The following is a 24,292-nucleotide window of genomic DNA, read 5'->3' as shown; positions in this document are numbered from 1 at the left end:
GATGCGCTGCGCGCATCCTATGCATTACTGCCATTAAAAAAGGGGCAAATCAAACCTCTTTGCCCCTTACCATTTTATTTTTGCGCGCCATCCCCCCTCTTACGAGGAGCGATTAGCAACGCTTAATAAAAGTCGTATGACAACCGCAAACCGACCGTTCTGGGGCGATTGGTAACTACTTTGGGTGTAAATTGCTGATTATCAATATACTGCACACCACGTTCGTCAAACACATTATCAACATACAGTTCAGCTTTCCATTCATCGTTCGTCACGCCGAAGGCGAGATTTGCAATAAAGTAGCTTTCCTGAACATAGCGACCGCCTCTAAACGTTTCACCATTGCTGTCTGTGTAAGTGACGCCATCGTACACCGCCGCTTCCTGCTGGATGGGCAAGCCCGAACCGGTTCCGTAAATCAATTGGGTAGCATCTTCAATCACATAAGCATCCATCTTCAAACCCGCCAAACGGTCGCCTGTATAGGCCAGTGAACCGTTAACGTACCCGGTGAGTCCGCCGTCTATTTCATAGAAGTAACGTGCACGAATATTGCCTGACAAATCTGCTGAGTACGGCAGTTCTGCACCGACGCCTGGCGCGATACCAGCCAGTTCAGGGTTAATGCTGGTCAGCTCAGTGTCTAATAAACTTAACGCACCGTTGATCACAAGATTGTCTGTCGCTAACCAGGTAATGTCTGCATCCACGCCGCGGATTTCAGCATCGCCCACGTTGTCAGTAAAGACTAAGAAACTGATATTCGTTGGGTCGAAACGAGACGTTTGGAGATCGGTTATATCAGAGTAAAAGGCTGTTGCATTCACACGTAAGATGCCATCTAAGAAATCACCCTTCATGCCTAATTCGTAATTGTCCAGTGTATCGGTCAAGGAATAAACGGGAATACGGAAGTTCTCGAATGCGCCATTCTGATTAGACGCCAAACCGCCACCCACACGGTTAGTCACCGGCGGACGGAAACCTTCTGAATAGGTTGCAAATAACAATACGTCATCGGTCACCTTCCAATCCAAAGACGCTTTCAGAATAGTATCATCAACCGTTAGCGTACCATCGTCATCCAGGAGGCTTACATCGAGTTGCCCATTTGCAATCGCCTGATCGATTAATGCTGGGTCTTCACCAACGGCAGCCAGTTCATCAGGGTCAAGCGTACCAAACGCACGAATACGCCGGCTTACATCAACCGTTGTGGTTGAGCCTTTATAAATGTCATCAATCTCGTACCAACGCGCACCGATTGTGGCCGTTAGTGTGTCAGTCAAATCGTATTCAAACTGGCCAAATACGGCGATTTGATCAATCGTGTGGGTAACGTCATTAACAAAGCTGATCGAAGGCTCGAAAGGCCCACCGTTGCTGTTAATGCCCTCAGTCCCCACCGTGGTTCTGGCAAGATCAGTAAAAAAACCGAGGTCAGTATTGGCAATATTAAATTTACCCACCGTTTCGAGATCTTGTGAATCATAGAAAATACCTGCCGTGACTCGCCATTCACGATCAGCGGATGTGTTGACCCGAAACTCGTGCGTGATCCGGCTAGCGTTTGTATCTTCTTTGTAGAATTTTGTTGGATCTAAGCAAATTTCATCGTCAGGCGTTGCCGCTTCATAGTGATTACACACGTAGTAGGCAGCAAACAATCCACCATTGGTATAACCGGTGTAGTCAATGTTTGATTCAATATCGCGGTCTAAGAAACCACCGGTATACACTAACTCCAACTGCTCTAAACGCCCTTTGAGAGTCCATGTCGTGAGTCCAAATTCGTCATCGTTATTTTCGGGCACAAAGCGGTTGGTTGAACTCTCACCGGCTAAATTCGGGTCGTAAGAGAAAACGCCTTCGGTCTCCAGCGTTTGCTGGGTATGCTGAACCAATAGTGACCAATCATCGTTGAACAGATAGGATAGACCAAACCGCGCGCCGGAATAGACGGCGTCGTTGAAATCATCTTCAACCAATAAATCATTTTCAGGTGACACAACCGGCGTGTTTTCCGGGTCACTTAATACGCCGCCTGAGATGCGGTCAATCACCACTGCACTGCCAATATAGCCACCCTCACCCGGCACGTTGAGCACGTTATCAATCCAGCCACCTTGGTTATCGTTGTAGGCCGCCACACGTACTGCAAGATCGTCGCTGATCGCGAAGTTAAAATACGCCTCAACGGTATTGCTCATTTCACCGCCTTTGGTGAAACCAATATCAGTATCAACCCCTGCCGAAAAACCGCTATGGTCAGGTTTGTTGGTGATCATTCGCACCGTACCGGCTTGTGAGCTTGCGCCAAAAAGCGTGCCTTGCGGCCCCGGAAGCACTTCGACGCGCTGAATATCAGTGGCAAAGATGTCGAGATTACGCCCTTGCATCGACACCGGCTGCTCGTCTAAGTAAAACGCAACTGAAGGTTGCAGCGCTTGTACAGATGAAACTGAGATATTGGTTTGTGTTGTGGCTGCCCCACGAATGTAAATTTCGTTTTGGCCTGGGCCGGTGCCCTGAAACACCACGTTTGGTAGAAACTCGACATAATCCTGAAAGTTATCTACGCCTAAGTTTTCTAATGCCTGACCATTCAGTGCGCTAACCGAGACAGGGATGTCCTGAATAGATTCGGTGCGTTTAGTCGCAGTGACTTCAATGGTTTCGATTTGCGCTTTGGGTGGCACAGAGGTTTCCTGTGCATAAAGTGAGGTAGCTGCAAAGGCCGAGAGTATCGCGCAACTAAGCTTGGTTTTTTTCATAGTGTTAACCTTTAAGTCGAGTAACTTGATTAGATGCCGAATTATTTTTATTAGAAGTTATGGCATAGCCATTCAGAATCATACGCCTTTATAATTCGAATTCAAACCATGTTGCGGCTTTACCCGCAATACAATTTGCCTATATACAACACCTTAACTCAGATATACGATCAAAAATTGCAACGTAGACATTGTAGTTTAGTGCTAAATTGCATGTATAAAAGTAAATCGAATTCAACTATATTCAATGCGTACTTTTCGCTCTCTACCAGAGGCAGTTTTTGTGCTAAAAACCCGTAGTCGCTTAAATCCCCATGTATTCTACCCGTCGTCTGCAGCCATCATTGTATTGCTGGCGTTCGCTTTTATTGCTCCAGAGATGGCCGACTCCTTGTTTCAGCAGGTGCAAACTGACATTGTCAAAAATGGCGGTTGGTTTTACGTACTCACGGTCGCGATAATTTTAGTGGCGGTCGTCTATCTGGGTGTATCTCGCTACGGCGAAATCCGTCTTGGACCCGACCACGCGTTACCGGACTACCCTTTAGTCACGTGGCTTTCCATGCTTTTTGCGGCAGGCATGGGAATAGGTTTAATGTTTTTCGGGGTCGCCGAACCCTTAATGCATTATCTGACGCCTCCCACCGCTGAACCGGGCAGTATCGAAGCGGTTCGTGAAGCCATGAAGACCACATTTTTCCATTGGGGCTTTCATGCGTGGGCAATCTACGCCGTGGTTGCATTAGTCCTGGCTTACTTTAGTTTTCGACACAACCTACCCTTAACGCTTCGGTCGGCACTCTACCCGATTATTGGTGAGCGTATTTACGGTTGGCCGGGGCATGTTGTTGATATTTTCGCAGTTACCAGCACGATTTTTGGGGTTGCAACGTCTCTTGGGCTGGGAGCATCACAAATCAATTCAGGGCTTGCCTATTTATTTCCTATCGACGTCAGCAATACCAATCAAATCATACTCATGGCAGGGATCATCGGTGTCGCTGTAGTTTCTGTTGTATCAGGGCTGGATAAAGGAATACGTCGTTTGTCGGAAACCAACATGGTGCTGGCAGTTGCGTTACTCCTGTTTATTCTCATCTTGGGGCCGACCGTTTTTCTGATCCAGGCCTATTTGCAGAACACCGGCGCCTATCTTTCTGACATCGTACGTAATACCTTGAATCTGTTTGCGTATGAAAAGACCGACTGGATTGGCGGCTGGACGATTTTCTATTGGGGTTGGTGGCTGGCTTGGGCGCCTTTCGTCGGCCTGTTTATTGCGCGCATTTCGCGCGGTAGAACCATCCGTGAATTTGTGTGGGGGGTATTATTCCTGCCAACAGCATTCACGTTATTATGGATGACAGTGTTTGGTAACTCAGCGATTGACCTTGTTTTCGAACAAGGTCAGGCTGCTCTGGGAACGATGGCAAATGACAATCCATCCGTTGCTCTTTTTGTTTTTCTAGAAAGCTTCCCCTTTTCTGAATTGCTCGCCTTTATCGCGATACTCATGGTGGTTATTTTCTTTGTCACTTCCTGCGATTCAGGCGCTATGGTGGTGGACATGTTGTGCTCGTACGGCAAAAACGATACCCCTGTTTGGCAGCGTATCTACTGGGCCGTTGGTGTGGGTATTGTCGCGGCGATACTGCTGGCGGCCGGCGGTTTAGGTGCTCTGCAGACAATGACCATAGCCACGGCTTTACCCTTTGCTGTTATTTTATTGCTGTCTTTGTTTGGGTTGCTTAAGGCTTTGCGTGTAGAAGCCTTTAAACGAGAAAGTATGCATTTTCACGCCGCGCCGTCGTCATCAGATACCAGCGCTCAGGCGTGGAAAGAGCGTTTGCGCTCCATCGTCGATTTCCCAAATAAACATGCCGTACAAAGGAGTCTCGACACGGAGATCAGTAATGCCTTTAACAGCGTGGCGGCAGAGCTTAGGGCCAAGCACCTTGACGTGAAAATTGAAAAAGAACCTGGCAGTATTCAAATCACAGTACAGCATGGCGACCAACCTGAGTTTCTTTATCGCGTGCAAGCCCGCAAGTATCTCCAGCCTGATTTCGCCAACGCTGAAGCAGAAGGCGTAGACAGCGACGACGAACAATCCTACTATCGCGCCGAAGTCCATTTAAGTGAAGGCGGCCAGGATTACGATATTATGGGCTGGTCAACACTGGCAGTGATCAATGATGTGATTGATCAATATCATAAACACTTGCACTTTCTGCACTTGATGCGTTAGCGCCGTGATTGAAGCATGGGGAATAGCATGCCAAAAGATGAAGAACTTTTAGTGGCGCTCAGGCGTGTCATTCGTGCCATTGATTTGCGCTCAAAACAATTAAAGAAAGACGTTGGTCTAACCGGGCCTCAATTGTTGGTGATGCGCAATATCAGTGAAACACCGGGCATTATGGTAAGGCAGATTGCAGACAACATCACGCTGAGCCCAGCCACTGTCACAAGCATTCTCGACCGGCTAGAGGCCAGAGAATTAGCAAAGCGGGTTCGCAGCACGGATGATAAACGCCGTGTCGGCGTATTCCTAACCCCGCAGGGAGAAGAGATCCTAGCGGGCTCTCCGTTGCCTTTTCAGGAGCACTTTACCAACCGATTCAGCCAGCTGGAAGATTGGGAACAGAGCCAAATGGTCGCCACGATGCAGCGGATCGCGGGTATGATGGATGCGACAGATATTGATGCGTCTCCGGTATTAGAGGTTGGCAGCTTGGCTGACAAACCCTAACCTGTGATCGCAAGGTTTGAACGAGAAAGCCCAGCATCACGCCGGGCTTTTGTTATGTTAGCTTAATACGCCAACCCGGTTAAAGTTCAAAGGTTTTGCTAAAGCGCAAGCCGAACTCACTGCGATCATTACTTCGAACAATTCCTACGTAGCCATTTTGGGCAAGCCGACCTTGATCATAGACTTCATTGAAAACATTTTCTCCGTAGGCTGTTAGCGTCCAGTCACCGGCTGGTGATTCGTAGGCAATGTTGAATCCTACCAATTCACGTGAATCCAATTGCTCGTTTGGATTAAATACTGATTGCCCCTGCATCTCATCTCTAAACGAGTAATCGGCGTTTAGCGATATCAAACCACCATTGTCCATTTCGATAAAATAACTAGGCGCAAACATAAAGGTCCACTTCGGCGTTAGCGCTGGACTATCACCCTGGCCAATACCAATTACTCCCTCATCAACCTCAGTAATTTCGGCATCCAGATAGCCCACGGCAGTACGAATAATAAAGTCGTCGGTGAGATCAATGGTACTCTCTAATTCGATACCCTTCGCTTCCGACTTGCCGGCATTCTCGACAATAGTCACAAATCCACCACCCGCTTGTGGATCTGAAAAAGGTAATGCTAAGTCAGTGTACTCAGTAAAAAACACCGCAGCGAGTAGAGAGACTCGGTCAGTGATCTGCCCTTTTACACCCACTTCGTAATTGATCGCGGTGGTTTCATCAAACGACACAAATTGCGCTGCGCCGCCAAAGGGTCTGGGTGGAAAGCCGCCAGTTTGATAACCTTTTTGAATTTGGCCATACACATTCATGCCGTTGTTGAACTGGTAGGCTGCATTGACATCCCATGTCACTTCGCTGAAGTCAGCTTCACGAAACGCCCGCTCGCCACCAAATGATGGAAACAGCGCATCGGCTTTTTTCTCATCTTTGGAATAGCGCAAGCCACCACCAACACTTAATGCATCTGATAACGCGTAGCTTAGGTTCGCATACACGGCATAGGCATCTGTCTCCTGATGTAAATCGAAGAAGCCGAAATCGCCACAAAATCCACAAATGGTGGTCACTGGCGTCACACCATCGTTCAGCAGTCCATTGGGAACGTTGAACGGACTAAACACCCAAGGGCCCGACTCTGTTGTGCCATCTTCGTTGAAGTAGTACAGACCAGATACCATATCGACTTTACCAAACGTGCCGTTAAGTTGTAGCTCAAGAGAGACTTGATCTGCTTCGCCGGTTTCAGGAAACTCTGACAAATTCAGCGGCGACGCATCGTCGTCCAGCCCACCTTCGTATTCTGAAGAGCGTGAGCTTGCGATGAATTTTGCGCTCAACTCGCGATTGATCTCATAATCAGCGATGAACGACGCTCCCCATCCCGAATACTCGGTTGACTCTATGCCCGCCACTGTGGTTCCCAAATCATCTGGATTCGCCGGGATCAGGTCAGGTGTCAGTAAATAAAACTCACCATCGTCAATGCTGGGTCCTGTCGGTCTGTTGTCTGTAAATTCGATGGTGTACGGCGACTGACCTGACTCATTTTCCACTGCATCAACCGCGAACTGTAAGCTTAATGCACTGTTAACCTGCCACTTTGCCGCGATGCGTCCGCTGAACTCCTGTTCTTCACCAATTTCTTTTTCAGGGTTCGCTAAATTGACCGCCGTGCCTACGCCGTCGCGCTCTTTATAAGAGCCGCTGACGGACACACTAAAATCATCTGTGATTGGCGAATTGATATAACCATCAGCGGCTAATCGGCCACGGCTGCCCGCTTTTACGCTGACATTGGCAATGGATTCGTCACCCGGTTGTTTGGTGATCACATTGACCGCACCGCCAAGCGTATTGCGCCCGTACAAAGTGCCTTGTGGGCCACGCAAAACCTCTACACGCTCAATGTTGGGCAACGACATGTTCGCGCCCATCTGGCGACCAAGATACACACCGTCCAGGTACACGCCTACGCCTGGGTCTGTGGTGATAATGTGATCCTGTAAACCAATACCACGAATGAATACTGCGGCGTGTCCTGTATTGCCAACACCATAGCGACTGATATTCAAATTCGGGACGTACTTCCCAATATCATCCAAATTTCCTATGTTAGCGTCTTCAATCAGATCGGCGCCAATCGAGGTAACGGCCGTCGGCGTTTCGTAAATACTCTCTGTGCGCTTACGCGCAGTCACCATGATGGTCTCAATATCAGCTTCTGCCTCGGCTTCCTGTGCAGTCGCGTAACTAGACGGTTGCAACGAAGATGCAAGCGCAATTGCTATGAGAGAAAAGCGCCATGGTGAGTGAATAACAGACGAAATAGAAAATGTAGACATGCAGACTCCAGCGCACTGGCAGGCAGTGGGCGTTTGTAATTATAAAAGCTTAGTGTGATTGTGTCGGCGGGTGAATCGTTCGAATCAGCCCTGACTGGGCGCGGAGTATAGCGTAAACAACAGTGGTTTGACCAGCCAAGCGCACTTAAGTGAGTCATCAGGTGTACACAGTTTACCAAGCTTATGAACACAGAGCCGCGAAAGAAACCGGTGAAAAATTCTTCATGTTTGCTGCCATTTAAACGATATAGCGTTTAATTAGTGCTATTGGATAACGCCGCAAGGACGCTCGAATGAACAGACGCCAGTTTCTGAAAAACACAACTTATGGGCTTTCAACACTCGCATTCGCGAGCAGTTGGAGCGCATCAGCGACGGTCACCGATCACCCCGACGTTATTCACGTGATACCGAACGGGAATCAACTGTCACAAGCACTGCAGTTAGCTTTTGAACAGGCGTTTCAGCTCTGGCAAAACGACAGTTTGTCACGCCGCCCCGTGATCCAGCTGCCGTCGGGCCAATTCACGATTGATGAGATACCGGGCAACAATCGAGGTGACTATCCGTTTCATCTGCCGCCGACTTTCAAGCTGGTCGGTGAGGGTGCATCATCAACACGCATCACCTGTAGTCAGGCCCGAACACAACAATACCGTTTTTTGATGGTGCGGCCTGAGACACGGCTGGATGACGCAGCGTTAACGCCCTCGTTTGATATCAGCATCAGTGACATCACCTTCGAGCGATTTGATAATGCGATATCGCTGCAAGACGCAACTCACTGCGCAATCCATGACTGCCGCTTTGAAAATAGCTTGGTTGCAGTCCAACTGGATCTCAATAGTCGCTTTGGTAACCAAGGGCACTCTATTCAACGTTGTGTGTTTGATGCAAAAGACAGCAGCGGCGTGCAACAAAAATTTTGCTTACGCTTTGAAGCGCCGTTTAGCAACGTGTTAACTCGTATAGAATCCGGCATTACCAGCGCACAGCAGTGTCTGGCACTTGGCGGAGACGCCAATGATTATTCTGCTTCAGCACAAACCTGTGTTGTACCCGATGACACATTGATTGCCGACTACCTGGATACGCTATTTGGTACACAGGACACAGCCGATATCGCTAATCAACAGTGCACGGTTTCTCATTGCGACTTTTACCACAGCGCTTACAGTGCTATTGAGTTTGCCGGAAAACTCAACCGACACAATCAGGTCACTTATTGCGGTTTCTACCATTGTGAGGGTACTGCCGTAGAGTTCGACAAAGGCGCTAGCCATAATACGGTTGATCACTGCGTTATTTCAGGCATGAAGCCCACGATCACGTTCGCTCCAGCCATGCCGTATGTGTTTCAGGCTGCCGTGCAGGAACAAGAGGGGAGTCGGTCGGTAGACGCACGCCTAAAGCATATTATTCAAACGCAGGGTTACGCTGATCCGAACAGCCCAAATTTCAAAGGCTTGAATATTTTTGAACGCGCAGTCGCGCTGCCGGATGGCAATACCATCAGCGACAATCAGTTTGACGTCAGCCGAAGCTACTGGTTAGCCGACTATGAGCCCGACACGACTAAACACAATAAATTGCCGGATGTGTACCCCAGCATCAAACTGAGCGCTTGTCGTGATACGCAGGTATTTCGCAATAGTGAGTTTTTGAGTGACCCCAGCGCGCAAGTAACACAAACCAACGTGATGGGCCAATCTGTTGTCATGTATCAAAACGACATGTTGCGCGATGAGCGCGGTGGTGTTCGTATCGAGAATAATCAGTTCTATGGGGCATGGTTTTACATCGGCGACAAAACCAGTCCGAAGGATACCCGGCCACTGTTGGTGAAAAACAACTCATTTGGTCACGATGATGGCTATCCCCGAGGCGGAATATCCGCCAATTATTGCTACGCCAACACCGCAGATATCAGCGATAACACCGTAGTGTGCGCTTACAATGCAAGCGCAGCGATATTTCGTCAATTCGATATCAACAGTCTATCGATGAAGGGAAATCACTTGACCGTTCCAGCGTCCAACAGCATTTACATTCGCAGCCAAGAATCCAGTACTGCGCGAAGTAACGTTACGTACTTTGAAAACAACACCATCGACGGCGGACACGCTCTTTACATCTACGACTACTCCGCCGCAAGGAATCCAGCCAATGTGCATGACCAGCTACATTTTAATGGAAACACGATAAAAAATATGTCGGGCAGTGGGCGTGTTATCGCGGTGACGCTGTGGGCCAAAAATATCGTTGCCAACAGCAATCGCTATGAACACATTGAGGACAAAGTGTTTCAGCAATATTCATTGTCAGATAGCTTCTCGCATGACGGCAACAACACGCTGATGTTAAGCCCAAGCTCACAAAACCGTGTCTACAGCCGCGATTACGATAACACTCGGGGTAGCTACATCACTGCTGACTATTGGTAAGTGCGCACATTTTTTCTACTCCGTTTCTATTTCACCGACGTTGGGGGCGTCGATATCGGTGATTTTGACATGGCAAATCGATGAACATGAGCGCCAACTCAGGTCAAGCCCAATACCTTGAAACCACAATCGTAATGACTCCGGATTTGTCGTCTTGAACGATAGCCTATAGCGTCTGACTTGGTAGAAAATATCAAACGGAAAAGTTGCTTTCAAACTAGAGCGCGTTGGGTAGCGCCGTCAAAAGTCACATTTTTTGCACATTTATGCTGGTATATTCGGTGCCGGAAAACACAATGAATATATTAGGAGTAAAAGTGAACTATTCCATTCGAAAGATGGTGATAACTCTCGGAATCTTGCTTAGTTTCTCGGCTTCCAGTCAGGCTGCCATTATTGAGTACGACAGTGAGCAGATGAATTATGTGACTGGGATCAAAGAACTGAAAATAGGCGACTTCGGCTGGTTTAATGTGAGATTTCTGCCTGGAACATTCAACCAAGTGTATGGCACAACGGCTACCACTGCAGATTTAACATTTGCTGACAGTAGAAGCGCAGCTATCGCCGCTAACGCTATTCTTGACGCTTTAGTGTTAAGTAACGTGCAACCGGGGAATCTGGGTGGACAGTTATTTACTGGCTCATTACGCACTCTGGATGCGTTATTCGTGCCCTACGTAGCAAACGCCTTTTATAGCGTTCGCATGCTTAGCTATTCTGCTTCTTCGGGAACGTGGGGTGCTTCAGGTAGCGGACTATTAGGTGACCGCGATAGTCTCATGGCATCCAGAGTTTGTAGCAGTTGCGCGCCAACCAAATGGGCTGTTTTCGAATCTGTGGAAGTTAGCGAGCCGAGTGCACTTGCCTTGTTTATCACTGGAGCGCTGCTGTTCCGATGCCGACGCAAAAATAAGTTTCCACGCGCAGTTACCGGCAGGGATGCGCCGCGTAGCGCTGACTCGATCTAGAGCTAAAATTGAAAAAGCCCCGCAATTGCTTGCAGGGCTTAGAGAATAATGGTGCCCGGACCCGGGATCGAACCAGGGACACGCGGATTTTCAATCCGCTGCTCTACCAACTGAGCTATCCGGGCAGCGATATGAGCAAGCTCTTTCGCTGAGGACGCGTATTAAACGGATTTCGCCTAAATATGTCAACCGTTTTTATCAAAGTTTCACGCGTATGGCGAAAGTTTCAACAAAAACCGGTGTTCTTGGGGCGATAACATCGTGTTACCTACTTCTTTTGCGGCACATACCCTTCGATGGTCGGCTCAATCCCTTCAAATAAAAACGCTTTCATTTTTTCTTCTAAAAAACTACGCGCTTCTGGCTGCATCATGTTGAGCTTATTTTCGTTGATCAACATGGTCTGTTTTTTTTGCCACTCCATCCACGCTTCTTTGGAAATATTGTCGTAGATTTTCTTGCCTAACTCGCCGGGGTATAATTGAAATTCAAGCCCTTCAGCTTCTTTATCCAGGTGCTGGCAATGTACTGTTCTGCTCATAAGGTTCTCTGATTGCTATAACGATTTCACGGTGCTAATGATTTTCTCTGTTGGCGCAGAAACGCCCACACTTAATGGTTTTGAGACGTCAAACCAACGCGCACCGTCTTCTTGTATCTTATGTTGGACTATTTCCGACAAAAACAACAGCACTGGCTGAATATCTAAATGGAAATGACTGAAAGTATGCCGAAATGGCTCCAGTGGCTGCGTTTTGATGTCAGTAAACCCGTTCGATGCCGCCCAAGCGCGTATCGTTTCATCACTTTGCAGCTCTGCAAAGCTCCACAAGCCGCCCCATATGCCTGTCGGTGGCCGCTTAAGCATCAATACGCTGCCACGATAGAAAGGGATAGCCAATGTTACTGAGCGTACCGGCGTTTCTTTTTTAGGTTTTTTACCTGGATAAGCACTTTGCTGACCTTGTGCATAGGCAAGGCAACCCTCTACCAGCGGGCAAGACTCGCATCGAGGCTTGCTGCGAGTGCATACTGTGGCACCCAAATCCATCATCGCCTGTGTGTAATGATGCGGTCGCTCGTTTTCCATTACGTCATCAGCATAGCGCCACAACGTGTCACTGACGGCACTGACTCCGGGCCAACCTTCCACAGCAAAATAGCGCGCCAGTACCCTTTTTACGTTGCCATCCAGAATGGGGTACCGCTGTCGTTCAGCAATCGCTAGAATGGCGCCCGCTGTCGAACGCCCGATGCCGGGTAGCGCGACCACGTCTTCAAACTGTGTGGGAAAACGCCCCTGGTGCTGCTCACAAATGAGTTGCGCAGCCTTATGCAAATTACGCGCTCGCGCGTAATAACCCAGACCCGTCCAATGCTGAAGTACTGCATCATTATCCGCGTTGGCTAATGCCTGCACGGTCGGGAATGACTGCATAAAGCGCAGGAAGTAGGGAATGACTGTGGTGACTTGCGTTTGCTGCAGCATAATTTCAGACACCCACACACGATAGGGGGTGATGTCCTGTTGCCACGGCAAGTCTTTCCTACCGTGACGGTCAAACCATTGTAAAACCCGTTGAGCAAACGTCATATTTGGTGTGCTTAGCTGTGTGCGATGGATTGGCGTATGATATCAATAAAGCAACGATAACGAGCGAGTTAATGATTTCGATCGATTCACCCACGATTTTTTTACCGGGAACACTTTGTGACGAGCGGATCTGGATGCCTTGCTGGCAACACCTCTCAATTCGGGAGCGTTATTACGTTCCTCTTCAGTGGGCTAACTCGAAAGCAGAGATGCTCGCACTCTGTTGTGACCGCATCGACCGAGCAACACACCCTGTGCATTTGGTCGGCTACTCCATGGGGGGTTACATCGCCTTGCTCGCCGCTTTAGCGCAAGTAAAAAGCCAACGTGTCAAGTCGTTAACACTAATAGGGTATAATCCGGCAGGCTTGTCATCCATCGAGCAAGCGCAGCGCCAAACAACACTGAATGCACTGAAGCGGGGTAACGCCCGATTTTCAGACGAATATCTAAAGCGCTTTTTTACCGATGCTGAGCGACAGCAGCCAGCGCTGGTTCAACCCGTGCTTGATATGGCAAATGATTTAGGGGCGGCAACGCTAAAAGCGCAGTTTATCGCAACCAGTGAGCGAGAAGATCTCACTAACGCTCTTCTCTCGCTATCGATCCCGATTCAACTGATATGCAGTGAACACGACAGCATTGCTGATGCAAACGCTATTGCTACGCTTGCTAAACGCCCTCACGTAAAGTTATGCATGCTCACGAATACGGCGCATATGATGCCACTGACGCAACCAGACAATATCGCGGCATTGATAGCCGATATGGATTAGGCTGCCCCTTAAAAGTGACAGGCAGGCTCGTCAAATTTGCAATCGTCCGCTAACCTTGGATAATGCCGCGAAATTTGCGATTAGCTTCACAATGAGTCCAACGTATGGGTCAATTTAAAAATCAGGCGGAAGCCGAAGCCGCTGGCGTTTATGTCAGTAAAGTGAAAAGCTTTGTTAAGCGCGAAGGGCGTCTTACCAAGGCACAAGGGCGTGCGCTGGAAAAGTGCTGGCCTGCGATGGGCTTAAGTATCGATGATGGCTTGCTGAATATGCAACATGTCTTTGGTAACGATAACCCTGTGGTGTTTGAAATCGGTTTTGGCATGGGTAAGTCGCTGGTTGAGATGGCTGTGCAAGCACCTGAAACCAACTTTATCGGCATTGAGGTTCATCGTCCTGGTGTTGGCGCTTGTTTAGCCGATGCAGATGAAGCCGGTATTACAAACTTACGGGTGTTCGAGCATGATGCGGTTGAGATCTTAGCGCACTGCATCGCTGATGAAGCTTTAAGTCGCGTGCAACTCTATTTTCCTGATCCCTGGCATAAAAAACGTCACCATAAACGTCGCATCGTTCAACCCGACTTTGTTGAAAAGTTACGCGCAAAAATAGCGCTGGGTGGGCACTTTCACATGGCGACTGATTGGGAGCCGTACGCGCATCATATGCTTGATGTCATGCGTGCTAACCCACATTTCGAGAATATGTCAGATACTGATGATTATGTTCCCAGACCCGATTATCGCCCGATCACCAAGTTCGAAACACGTGGTCAAAAATTAGGTCACGGCGTGTGGGACCTACTATTTAAGCGAGTGAACTGAATGTTGACCCCGTCAAGCCAAGTCGTTCTGCGTAACATTGATTTATTTCAGTCAGGACGATGGCTGTTAGTCAATCCAACCGATCCGTCTATTTTCACTGAACTGGCAGATAGCGATATTGCAGGATTCCATCAGTATTATGACCAGTATCAACTGGCCGCCACAGCGAGCATAAATGCAAATTGTCCGCAGTGGTTTGGCGCCACGATAGACCAAACCGGTTTCGACGGAGCGATTGTGTATCTTCCCAAAGCCAAGGCGCATCTTGATATGTTGTTAGACAATCTGCGCGATGTGGTCAAACCCGGCGGTACTATCGCCGTTGTGGGCAGCAATGATGCCGGCATAAAGAGTGTTGGCAAACAACTCAACAAGCACTTTGGCAGTAGCGTAAAGCATGATTCAGCGCGTCATTGTGCGATGTGGTGTACGACAAGCACGGCAAACGTCAGTCCGTTCTCGATTGAGCGATATCTGACGATCCAAGAGTATGACATCAACTCGCATCGTTGGCCGGTTGCCTCTTTGCCGGGTGTTTTTAGCCACGGTACTTTAGATGCTGGCACACAATTACTACTGGAAAATTTACCGTTGCTGCAAGGTAAACATGCTCTTGATTTTGCCTGCGGCTCGGGCGTGATTGGCGCATACATTGCCTCTCGCCAACCCACAATTTCGGTGACGTTCAGTGATGTCAGTGCGCTTGCGTTAAAGGCGTGTGAACACACGGCGGCTATTAATGGAATGGATGCAGACATCGTGGCGTCCCATGGGCTGGGATCGGTGAGCAAGCGTTTTGATCATATTGTGACGAATCCACCTTTCCATACGGGTGTCGACACCGATTACGAGATTACTGAGCGCTTTATTCAAGCTGTCCCCCAGCACTTGACCGCGCGCGGATCGTTAACCTTGGTAGCGAATCGTTTCCTTCCCTATCCCGACGCTATCCAACAGTATTTGCATCGTCATGCAGACCTGGTTCGCTCAAACAAGTTTACGGTGTATAGTGCGGCAAAAAAGTAAGTTTGCAAAACCCTATGAGTGGCTTACCATCGTAGGCCATTGTATAAGCCATCGGTAGGTTTAATGTCTATGCGAGTTGCGTTTGCAGTATCTGAAGTTGAAGATCTCGTCAAGACAGGTGGATTGGCGGATGTTGGTAAGTGCTTACCTATTGCTTTAAAATCTCTCGATGTCGATGTTCGTATCATTATGCCGTTGTACAAAAGCATTGCCGATACGCACCCTTTGGTTGATGCCTGTCCGGCTCAGTCTTTTCGCTATGGCACCACTCGGTACACCTTTCAGGTAAAGCAGCTCGAGCTGCATGGCGTGATTGTCTATTTTATTGACTGCCCGGACTATTTCCATCGCGAAGGCATCTACAGCGATGGCTACGAAGCGTTTGCCGATAACGGTCAACGCTTTGCGTTTTTTGCCCTGAGTGTGCTGCATGCGCTCAGCAACATTGGTTTTATACCCGATATACTTCACTGTAACGATTGGCACACAGCGCTGATACCGTTCTTCATGCGCAGCACAACATGTGCTGAGATTATTGATGAATTCGCGGCAACACGCAGCATTCTGACCATCCACAATGCTGCGTTTCAAGGCGTGTATGCTTATCGCGATGTACCTATACTTGCTGAACACAGTGGCCATTTGCCTTGCGGCGAAAATGACTATGCCAATTACCTGCAAGCTGGCCTCGCCAGTTGTGATTTTGTGACCACCGTGAGCCCGAATTACGCGTCGGAATTGTTGACGAACTTAGGCAGCCACGGTTTATCAGCGTTACTGTCGAAGCGGCCTTCAAAGCTGCGTGGTATTTTAAATGGCTGTGACTACAGCCAATGGGATCCTAGCACCGACAACCATATTCAACATCACTATAGTGTCGATAGCATGGCAGGCAAAGCGAGCTGTAAAACTGCGCTGCAGCAACGTGCCAATCTTCCCATCGCTGAAAAAACTCCGCTGATTGGCATGGTTTGCCGGCTTACTGAGCAAAAGGGGTTCGGCTACATTTTGCCGATATTAAAAAGATTGCTACAGCATAACGTTCAATTGGTGATTGTTGGCACGGGCGACCCTTCTGTTGTGCAGCAGCTTAGTGAGCTCAGTTCACTGTATTCAACCAAATTTGCCTTTATTCAGGGGTTCAGCAATCAGGATGCACACTGGGTGGAAGCAGGGTCAGATTTTTTCCTGATGCCATCGCAATTTGAGCCTTGTGGGCTGAACCAAATGTATAGTCTTGCCTATGGCACGTTACCCATTGTTCGGGGAGTCGGTGGGCTTAAAGATACTGTGGTTGATGTCGAGGCTGAACCGCATAGAGCCACAGGTTTCATGTTTGAAGCACCGCAACCAGAAGCGTTGTTGCATTGCATTCGCCGCGCACTGCTTTGCTATCACGAGTCGCCTGAAACATTTGCGGCGCTGCAGCAAACAGCCATGCGAACCCGTTTTACGTGGCAGCAAGCCGCAGCAGACTATCGAGCCTTGTATGAGAGCCTAAGTCGTGAAACTGTCTAATTTCTCACTGCTAGCTGTGTTGAATCTGATCGCGTTTCAGGTAACAGCGCAGTCTACTGAGCAACCGCGCCAATGCATTGCTGCCGATGCACCCTCTAGCCCTTGTGAGCGCTTGATTATTAAGAAAACTGACCCTAGGATCATGCGTCAGGGTGTGCTCTCAACGCCGACAATATGCGTATGTTTAAGCGATTTCCCATCCCTGATTAGCGAACAATCAGACAGCACCGCATTAAGTGCTGAAGAGCGCCAGATATTGTCCGACTGGAACCTAACAAAACAACAATTAAATCAGCTACTTCGATATTAGTGTTTGGCGAAAGTCTATGCAGTTGGTAAAGTGTGTGATTATTACACAAGACCTTTGCAAAGGCTCACAGCACGATGGCTGACCATTCAAGCAAGCTTTCGATAAAGTTTCTCTTCATCACACTTGTTATGTTGGTTTCTGCAATTACGTTGGGCGCTGCCGTTAGTTTAAAACTCATTACCGAACACCAGCATCATAAAGCGGAACGATTGAGTGATATTCGTAATCTTGCTCATCTGATATCTGAACAAATCATCACCGTTGAAAAGCTCTATCGAAACGACTCGCGCGGCTGGCCAGATGATGTGCTCCAACATCTTGACAGTATTCCCTCGATCCTGACCGTGCACGTCTATCTAAACCCGTTGGGCACCGGTGAAAATGCACTGAGCAATGATAATATTCAGACCACCTATGACAAGATTGGCCAGCCCAAACAACCCAAACGTAACAGCAATGACCTTGCCAGACTTTTAGAGCCCAAGGCCGGCGACGGAAGTTTCGAATACATGTACCCGATTGTCGGGGAAATGGGCGAAATCGGTTTACTGTATATCCGCGTTAGCGACCAGCAATACCAAGGCTACATGTACAGCGCAATGACGCGCAGCATCGCGTTGATTGTTGCCGTATTGGCCATGAGCGGGTTTTTGGCATGGCGCTTCCAGCGCATCATTACCGACCCCATACATACGCTTACACAGTTTATGCGACGTGTCGCGCGCACCGGCGAATACGGCGCGCATGTGTCGGTTGCCAGCACAGCCGACCTTGGCGAGTTAAGTGATGCACTCAATACACTGCTTAAACGTATGCAAGGATACGTTGAGAAGAACCACCAAATGGAACAAGAATATCAGTCGCTCAACGCCGGGCTTGAAGAAATGGTCGGGCAAAGAACAACAGCCTTGAAAGAAGCCAACCAAGAACTGATTCAAACCTTGGAAAAACTGCATCAGTTCCAACGACAAATCGTGCAAAACGAAAAAATGGCTTCGCTGGGTGATATGGTGGCGGGAGTTGCTCATGAGGTTAATACTCCGATTGGATTGGGGGTCACCGCATCAACGATGATGTTAGATCGCCTCAAAACGCTTAAAGATGACTTTGAAAATAAGAGCCTGAAAGCCAGTTCGATGCAGAAGTTCATTGACGAGGGCGAAGAGAATCTCAATATCATTTATCGTAATCTTAATCGCGCAGCTGAATTGATCTCTAGCTTCAAGCAAGTCGCCGTTGATCAATCCTCTGAAAATAGCCGCGTTTTTGCGTTAGCCCAGCTTATTGACGAAATACTGCTATCTTTGCGCCCGCGCTTAAAGAAACTAAAGCACACTATTGTGGTTGAGTGCGATGACGCGCTGTGTATTGAGTCGAAGGCGGGCCCAATCAACCAGATCCTGATCAATTTGATCATGAATTCTCTGTTGCATGGATTTGATGGTATTGAACAGGGCGAAATCGTTATACACGCAGAAATTGTTGGCAAACGAAATTTAAAGTTAACGTACACTGACAACGGCCGCGGCATCGGCGAAGATTTACGCAAGCGTATCTTCGATCCGTTTGTCACCACGAAGCGTGGCCAAGGCGGTTCGGGTCTGGGAATGCATTTGGTCTATAATCTCGTTACGCAAGCGTTAAATGGGTCGATCACGGTCGAAAGCCAGAAAGATCATGGTGTGAAGTTTGATATAATTTTCCCAGTGCGTGTGATGGAAGCTGACAAAGTGTTAAGCGGACGTTATGAATAACTTGAATTTGGTAGATTAATCCTTACTCTGTGGTGAGGAAAAACGCGATTTAGACACGGTAAAAGAACAATGCAAACGCCCAATATTTTAATTGTTGAAGATGAAGTAGTGACTCGCACTACGCTGAAGAGTCTGTTTGAAGCTGAAGGATACAATGTATTTGAGGCCGAAAATGGCGACCAAATGCATGATTTCTTTACTAATCACCCCATTAACCTTGTGATTATGGATATCAATCTGCCGGGTAAGAATGGCTTGATCCTGGCACGCGAAGTCCGTAATCGTAAAAACGTCGGCCTGATTTTCCTCACTGGCCGAGATAACGATGTCGATCGGATCCTTGGTCTGGAAATTGGCGCGGATGATTATCTGACTAAGCCCTTTAACCCACGTGAATTAACCATACGCGCGCGTAATCTTCTTTCTCGCACAAACAACGCCGCGGATGATGACGACTTACCTAGCCGCGTAAGCTTCAATGGTTGGACGCTGGATGGTGATAGCCGTTCTTTGATTTCGCCAAATGGCCACGAATTCAGGCTGCCGCGTAGCGAATTTCGGGCATTGCATTTGTTTTTGAGCAACCCCGGCAAGATTCTCACTCGTGAGCAACTCATTATGGAGATGACTGGGCGCGAGTTGCGACCGAATGACCGTACTGTGGATGTGACCATTCGCCGTATTCGCAAACACTTTGAGTCTGAGCCCGGCGATATCGAGCTTATCGTCACCATCCATGGTGAAGGCTACCGTTTTTGCGGCAGCGTCGACGCGTAATGATTAATGACCGGCGACGTGCATCTTCTCAACGAGCACTGAGCCGGTACTGATAGAGCCACGGCATTCCTGTACAGCGCCCACCGCAACAATATTAGCGAACATGTCCGCCAGCGATCCAGCAATAGTCACTTCATGAACAGGGTATTGGATAACGCCATTTTCCACCCAGAACCCTGCAGCACCGCGTGAGTAATCACCATTTACAATGTTTACACCCTGGCCCATAAGTTCAGTAACGAGTAATCCCGTGCCCATCTTAGCCAGTAGTTGCTGATCGGATTCACCTGTGTGCGAAATTTGCCAGTTATGAATCCCTCCTGCATGCCCATTGGTAGTGAGCCCTAACTTACGTGCAGAATAGCTGGTGAGTAGATAGTCTTGTAGCACGCCGTGATCCACAATGACAGCATCCTGAGTTGCGACACCTTCATGGTCGAAAGGTGAACTGGCTAGCCCCGCTGGAGTATGCGGTTTCTCATCAATACATAGCCAATTCGGAAACAACTGTTTTCCTTTACTATCCAGTAGAAAGCTCGATTCCCGATATAAACTGCCACCACTGATAGCGCTGATAAAATGTCCAAACAGGCTACTCGCAATGTCGCGTGAAAATAAGATAGGCACGCTGGCGGTGTCGATTTTGCGAGCGCCTAATCTCTCTAGTGTAAAACGCGCTGCTTCTTCACCCACTTGCTGGGCGGAATGAAGACGATGCGCTTTGCGGTCAACTGTGTAGCTGTAATCACGTTGCATTTCGCCATCTTGTTCACCAATAACAACACAGCTCAAACTGTATCGGCTACTCGGGTAGCCCGCTAATATGCCATGCGTATTACCGTACACACGCAAGCCCAGATTTGCGTTGTATGACGCGCCATCGGAATTCGTGATCCGTTTATCCGCAGACATTGCAACGCTCTCCGCCTCTAGCGCAAGCGCCAAACCTTGTTTGGCATCCAGTTCAATCGGGTGATACAGGTCGCAGTCGGGAATAGTGCGGGCAATAAGCGCTGCATCGGCCAGGCCGCTGCAGGGATCGTCATTCGTGAAGCGCGCAATATCAACCGCTTTTTCCACGGTCTGTTGGAGTGCTTTAGGGCTTAGATCCGCTGTGGACGCGCTGCCTTTGCGCTGGCCGACATACACCGAGATACCCAACCCACCATCATTGGTAAATTCGACATTCTCTACTTCGCCTAAGCGCGCCGAGACCGCAATGCCCTCAACCCGTGACATGCTGGCTTCCGCATGAGTTGCGCCTTTGCGCTGTGCAAATTTTAGCGCGTCGGCAACCACATTTTTGACTTCATCAAGCTGTTGTTCAATATGCATTCTAAGTTTCACTACCCACTGGCGTATCGCCACGTTACAATCACAACAAGTGTAACATCAAAGAAACCGAAATGACTGCCTCAAACTCACAACAACCTGATGACTGGTTTGCTGACTCAAATGAGCAGATCGATGAGGAAAAAAGCAAATCACAACTGAAACGAGAAGCAGAAGCAAAGCAGAAGCTGGCCGAAGTACTGGTGAATATGACGGATGCGAACTTAAGCAAGATGCCACTGGATGAGGCGCTTGCCGACGCTGTGAATGAAGCACGCCGGATCAATCGTAAAAAAGATGGTTTTCGGCGTCAGTTGCAATTCTTAGGTAAGTTGATGCGCAGTCGCGACACACAACCGATTGAGCACGCCGTTAACTTGCTTGATAGCCAGCATGCTCAAGCCAATGCGCATTTTCATATGCTTGAGCATTGGCGAGATAAGATAGTCAAGCAGGGCCTTTCTGAGCGGGGTGAAGATGTGGTTGAGTCCTTGGTGTCGGAGTACCCTGCACTGGAGCGGCAAAAGCTACGTCAGCTTCAGCGCAAGGCCGCCAAGCAACACCGCGATAACGCAGCGCCCAGTGCGTCACGCGAGCTGTTTAAGTATTTAAAAGATACCATACAAGAGTAATCCTATGACTTTAAAGCTGTTTTTCCTCTCCACCGCACTGTTCCTGATCACTGCATGTAACGGCTCATCGGGTGAAAACACCAACGACCCCTTGCCTGGGGAACCGGTCGTTGCCTTGAGTTTGTCCATACTGGATAGCAATTGCGATCCCGTAAGTGACAACAGTTTCACGGTCGATGAACGTATTTGTGTGCAAGCTTCATTGACTCGGGATAATAGCCCATTTAGCAATGAGGTTGTGGCGTTCAGCAGTGGTATTGGTAGCCTGGATGTGGCGACTAAATTAACCGACGCCGCCGGCATTGCTCAGGTGTTTATCACATCAGACGGCAGTAATATTGGCGCGGCGCAGGTCGTCGCCAGTTACGATTCGGCGCAAGCGATTGCCGGGATTGAATACGTTGCCAGTCAAGGTAATGAAACGCCAGATGCGCAAATTCAGTTGCGTATGGTCGGTCAGAATGGCGAGCCTACTCAGCGATTTAAAGCAAACCAACAGGTTCGCTTAGTCGCAACCTTGCAGGATGTTAGTGGTGAGCCTGTGGCCAACGAAATTATTCAGTTTAGCGTCACCCGCGGAGAACTCTCGATTACTGACGCGCTAACTAATGCGCAGGGCAGTGCAGAGACACAATTAAGTGCAGCACCTGATTCAGTAGGTGCTGGCATCGCAACAATTACCGTTGCAGGTGACGATACCGGGCAGCAAACCGCCACACTTAACTACGAAATTCAATCGGTTGATGCGGTTGAAGAAGATACTGTGCGTATAGGCTATTTTGAGGGTGCTGATTTTGTTGAAGGCGTACTGGGTGTCTCAGGTCTTGCTGCCGACGAAGATGTTGTGATCAGCGCGGGTGCCACATTGGGATTGTCGGTTGGTTTGGCAGATTCGGAAGGAAACCCGATTATTGGCAGCACACCGATTAGCTTTACTTCAAGCTGTGTTACAGACGGTAAAGCGACAATTGACCAAACGGTTTCTACGGTGAACGGCCGTGCGTCATCAACCTACGAAGACATCAATTGTGCTGGCGGTAGCGGTAATGACGATATTATTACGGCCACGGTACTGGTCAATAGCACGCCGTTTAGCGTCAGTCGTTCTGTGGAGCTTCAACCCGAATCTATTGGCTCGATTGAATTTATATCAGCCGAACCTGCAAGCATTGTTTTACAAGGCACCGGTGGGCAAGGCAGTGAGTCTGTCTCAACCATTACCTTTCAGGTGAATGGTGCGCTTGGCAACCCGCTGGCGCAGAAGCCGGTCAGCTTTTCGTTGAATACCACTATTGGCGGCCTGACGCTATCACCCGTCGAGGGCTTAACTAACTCACAGGGCCAAGTCAGTACTCGCGTAACAGCGGGATCAGTGCCTACCTCTGTGCGGGTTACCGCGACAGTTGAAGGTGAGAACGATCAGGATATCTCAACGCAATCCGATTTATTAACAGTGAACACCGGTTTACCGGATCAAAATAGCTTCTCGCTCTCCACCTCTAACCCGAATCCTGAAGCAAACAGCATTGATGGCAACGAAGTCACTGTGACTGCCTTTTTAGCCGATTCGTTTAATAACCCAGTTCCCGATGGCACTGCGGTAGCGTTCACTACAGAAGGCGGTCAGATCCAACCTAGCTGCGTGACAAGCAGCGGCAGTTGCAGCGTGACCTGGACCAGCGCCGACCCACGTGTGGATGATCACCGGATCACTATTCTGGCTACGGCTATTGGTCACGAAACGCTGATTGATAGCAACGGTAACAATGTGTATGACGATGCAGATGGTGGGGCGCTTAGCCTGGGTGTCGACAGCGGTTTTAACATTGCGACGCCCACGTCAACCGGATTTGTAGATATGTCTGAAGCATGGCGAGATGATAACGAAAACGACATCTTCGACGTCAATGAGACTTTCTTGGACTTTAATGGTTCGGGCAACTTTACCGATGCCAACACCTTGTTTGACGGGCCGCAGTGTGACGCGGCGAACTGCGGAGCGTCCGGCATTCATGTGCGCCGAGCATTGATCATGATCATGTCATCATCATCGGCCATTATGCGCTATGTTTCCAATGGCGCAGAGCTAGCCAGCACCGCAACTGGGTCACCTTCCGCGCCAGTGTTATCCATACCAAGAGGCGATAGTGCGACCATTCGATTACTGTTCAGTGACACCGCAGGCCAACCAATGCCGAGCACGAGTCAGGTTCTGATTACGGCAAATAACGGTGACCTGGCGGGTGAGATCGATACGCCAGTGCGTAAAAGTACCCGCGCCGGAGAAAGTGTAAGGCAGTTTGTATTAACCAACGATTTAATCGCGACAGATGATCCAATCAACAGCACAGTAACGGCAACCATTACGTCACCCAGCGGTGTTGATACTACGCTCAGTATCGTTGTACGACTGGAGTAAAACCGCCGATTGACGGTATTGCGCCGTTAACCTGAG

The 24,292-nt window shown here is 48.8% G+C and carries 18 protein-coding genes and 1 tRNA gene; 13 read left to right on the top strand and 6 right to left on the bottom strand.

From position 1 onward, the window contains the following. Positions 1-122: 122 nt before the first annotated feature. On the bottom strand, positions 123-2,774 hold the full coding sequence (locus KIU71_RS10820) for a TonB-dependent receptor (protein WP_214131285.1): 2,652 nt from the start codon (positions 2,772-2,774) through the stop codon (positions 123-125). A gap of 283 nt (positions 2,775-3,057) precedes the next feature. On the opposite strand from KIU71_RS10820, the gene KIU71_RS10815 reads away from it, so the two are divergent. Together KIU71_RS10815 and KIU71_RS10810 are read left to right on the top strand one after the other, a co-directional pair. After that, positions 3,058-5,022 carry a BCCT family transporter gene (locus tag KIU71_RS10815; RefSeq protein ID WP_449224074.1) on the top strand — a complete coding sequence of 655 codons (1,965 nt, stop codon included), beginning with the start codon at positions 3,058-3,060 and terminating at the stop codon, positions 5,020-5,022. A 27-nt stretch (positions 5,023-5,049) separates the two neighbouring features. Further along, on the top strand, positions 5,050-5,526 hold the full coding sequence (locus KIU71_RS10810; RefSeq protein ID WP_214131283.1) for a MarR family winged helix-turn-helix transcriptional regulator: 477 nt from the start codon (positions 5,050-5,052) through the stop codon (positions 5,524-5,526). Positions 5,527-5,605: 79 nt separating this feature from the next. Here the strand turns inward: KIU71_RS10810 and KIU71_RS10805 are convergent, their stop codons facing one another. Further along, a complete protein-coding gene (locus KIU71_RS10805; protein WP_214131282.1) occupies positions 5,606-7,879 on the bottom strand; it encodes a TonB-dependent receptor in 2,274 nt (757 codons plus the stop codon). A gap of 293 nt (positions 7,880-8,172) precedes the next feature. On the opposite strand from KIU71_RS10805, the gene KIU71_RS10800 reads away from it, so the two are divergent. Both KIU71_RS10800 and KIU71_RS10795 read left to right on the top strand, forming a co-directional pair. Continuing rightward, the gene (locus KIU71_RS10800) at positions 8,173-10,323 is read left to right on the top strand and encodes a hypothetical protein (protein WP_214131281.1); all 2,151 of its coding nucleotides are present in this window, start codon (positions 8,173-8,175) and stop codon (positions 10,321-10,323) included. A 296-nt stretch (positions 10,324-10,619) separates the two neighbouring features. Beyond that, complete coding sequence (locus tag KIU71_RS10795) at positions 10,620-11,294, top strand: hypothetical protein (protein ID WP_214131280.1); 675 nt, start codon at positions 10,620-10,622, stop codon at positions 11,292-11,294. Positions 11,295-11,343: 49 nt separating this feature from the next. On the opposite strand, the gene KIU71_RS10790 is transcribed toward KIU71_RS10795, so the two are convergent. The 3 genes from KIU71_RS10790 to mutY form a co-directional block, all read right to left on the bottom strand. After that, positions 11,344-11,419 (bottom strand) — tRNA-Phe (locus KIU71_RS10790). A gap of 143 nt (positions 11,420-11,562) precedes the next feature. Beyond that, positions 11,563-11,835 (bottom strand): oxidative damage protection protein, encoded by a 273-nt coding sequence (locus tag KIU71_RS10785; protein ID WP_214131279.1) that lies wholly within the window; start codon positions 11,833-11,835, stop codon positions 11,563-11,565. 15 nt (positions 11,836-11,850) lie between these two features. Further along, positions 11,851-12,888, bottom strand: coding sequence for an A/G-specific adenine glycosylase (gene mutY / locus KIU71_RS10780; RefSeq protein ID WP_214131278.1), 1,038 nt, complete (start codon positions 12,886-12,888; stop codon positions 11,851-11,853). A gap of 71 nt (positions 12,889-12,959) precedes the next feature. Between mutY and KIU71_RS10775 the strand changes: the two genes are divergently transcribed. The 7 genes from KIU71_RS10775 (at position 12,960) to arcA (ending at position 19,873) form a co-directional block, all read left to right on the top strand. Next, on the top strand, positions 12,960-13,664 hold the full coding sequence (locus KIU71_RS10775) for an alpha/beta fold hydrolase (protein ID WP_214131277.1): 705 nt from the start codon (positions 12,960-12,962) through the stop codon (positions 13,662-13,664). 104 nt (positions 13,665-13,768) lie between these two features. After that, the gene (gene trmB / locus KIU71_RS10770) at positions 13,769-14,488 is read left to right on the top strand and encodes a tRNA (guanosine(46)-N7)-methyltransferase TrmB (protein ID WP_214131276.1); all 720 of its coding nucleotides are present in this window, start codon (positions 13,769-13,771) and stop codon (positions 14,486-14,488) included. Continuing rightward, complete coding sequence (locus tag KIU71_RS10765) at positions 14,489-15,514, top strand: class I SAM-dependent methyltransferase (RefSeq protein WP_214131275.1); 1,026 nt, start codon at positions 14,489-14,491, stop codon at positions 15,512-15,514. A 69-nt stretch (positions 15,515-15,583) separates the two neighbouring features. Beyond that, complete coding sequence (glgA, locus tag KIU71_RS10760; protein WP_214131406.1) at positions 15,584-17,032, top strand: glycogen synthase GlgA; 1,449 nt, start codon at positions 15,584-15,586, stop codon at positions 17,030-17,032. Then, positions 17,019-17,342, top strand: coding sequence for a hypothetical protein (locus KIU71_RS10755; RefSeq protein ID WP_214131274.1), 324 nt, complete (start codon positions 17,019-17,021; stop codon positions 17,340-17,342). The genes glgA and KIU71_RS10755 overlap by 14 nt, the downstream gene beginning before the upstream one ends. Positions 17,343-17,416: 74 nt before the next feature. Then, the gene (locus KIU71_RS10750; RefSeq protein WP_214131273.1) at positions 17,417-19,096 is read left to right on the top strand and encodes a sensor histidine kinase; all 1,680 of its coding nucleotides are present in this window, start codon (positions 17,417-17,419) and stop codon (positions 19,094-19,096) included. A 69-nt stretch (positions 19,097-19,165) separates the two neighbouring features. After that, positions 19,166-19,873: a two-component system response regulator ArcA gene (gene arcA, locus KIU71_RS10745; RefSeq protein ID WP_214131272.1), complete on the top strand. Its 708-nt coding sequence runs from the start codon at positions 19,166-19,168 to the stop codon at positions 19,871-19,873. Between the two features lie 3 nt (positions 19,874-19,876). Here arcA and pmbA read toward each other — a convergent pair whose 3' ends face one another. After that, positions 19,877-21,208 (bottom strand): metalloprotease PmbA, encoded by a 1,332-nt coding sequence (pmbA, locus tag KIU71_RS10740; protein ID WP_214131271.1) that lies wholly within the window; start codon positions 21,206-21,208, stop codon positions 19,877-19,879. A 71-nt stretch (positions 21,209-21,279) separates the two neighbouring features. Here pmbA and yjgA point away from each other — a divergent pair, with 71 nt between their 5' ends. Both yjgA and KIU71_RS10730 read left to right on the top strand, forming a co-directional pair. After that, a complete protein-coding gene (gene yjgA, locus KIU71_RS10735) occupies positions 21,280-21,837 on the top strand; it encodes a ribosome biogenesis factor YjgA (protein ID WP_214131270.1) in 558 nt (185 codons plus the stop codon). A gap of 4 nt (positions 21,838-21,841) precedes the next feature. Beyond that, positions 21,842-24,256, top strand: coding sequence for an Ig-like protein, group 1 (locus tag KIU71_RS10730; protein WP_214131269.1), 2,415 nt, complete (start codon positions 21,842-21,844; stop codon positions 24,254-24,256). The last annotated feature ends 36 nt before the right edge of the window (positions 24,257-24,292 follow it).

Source organism: Alteromonas oceanisediminis (assembly GCF_018474025.1).
Lineage (GTDB): Bacteria > Pseudomonadota > Gammaproteobacteria > Enterobacterales > Alteromonadaceae > Alteromonas_E > Alteromonas_E oceanisediminis.
Note: the sequence above shows the minus strand (reverse complement) of the source record. Positions and strands in the feature narration are given on the sequence as shown.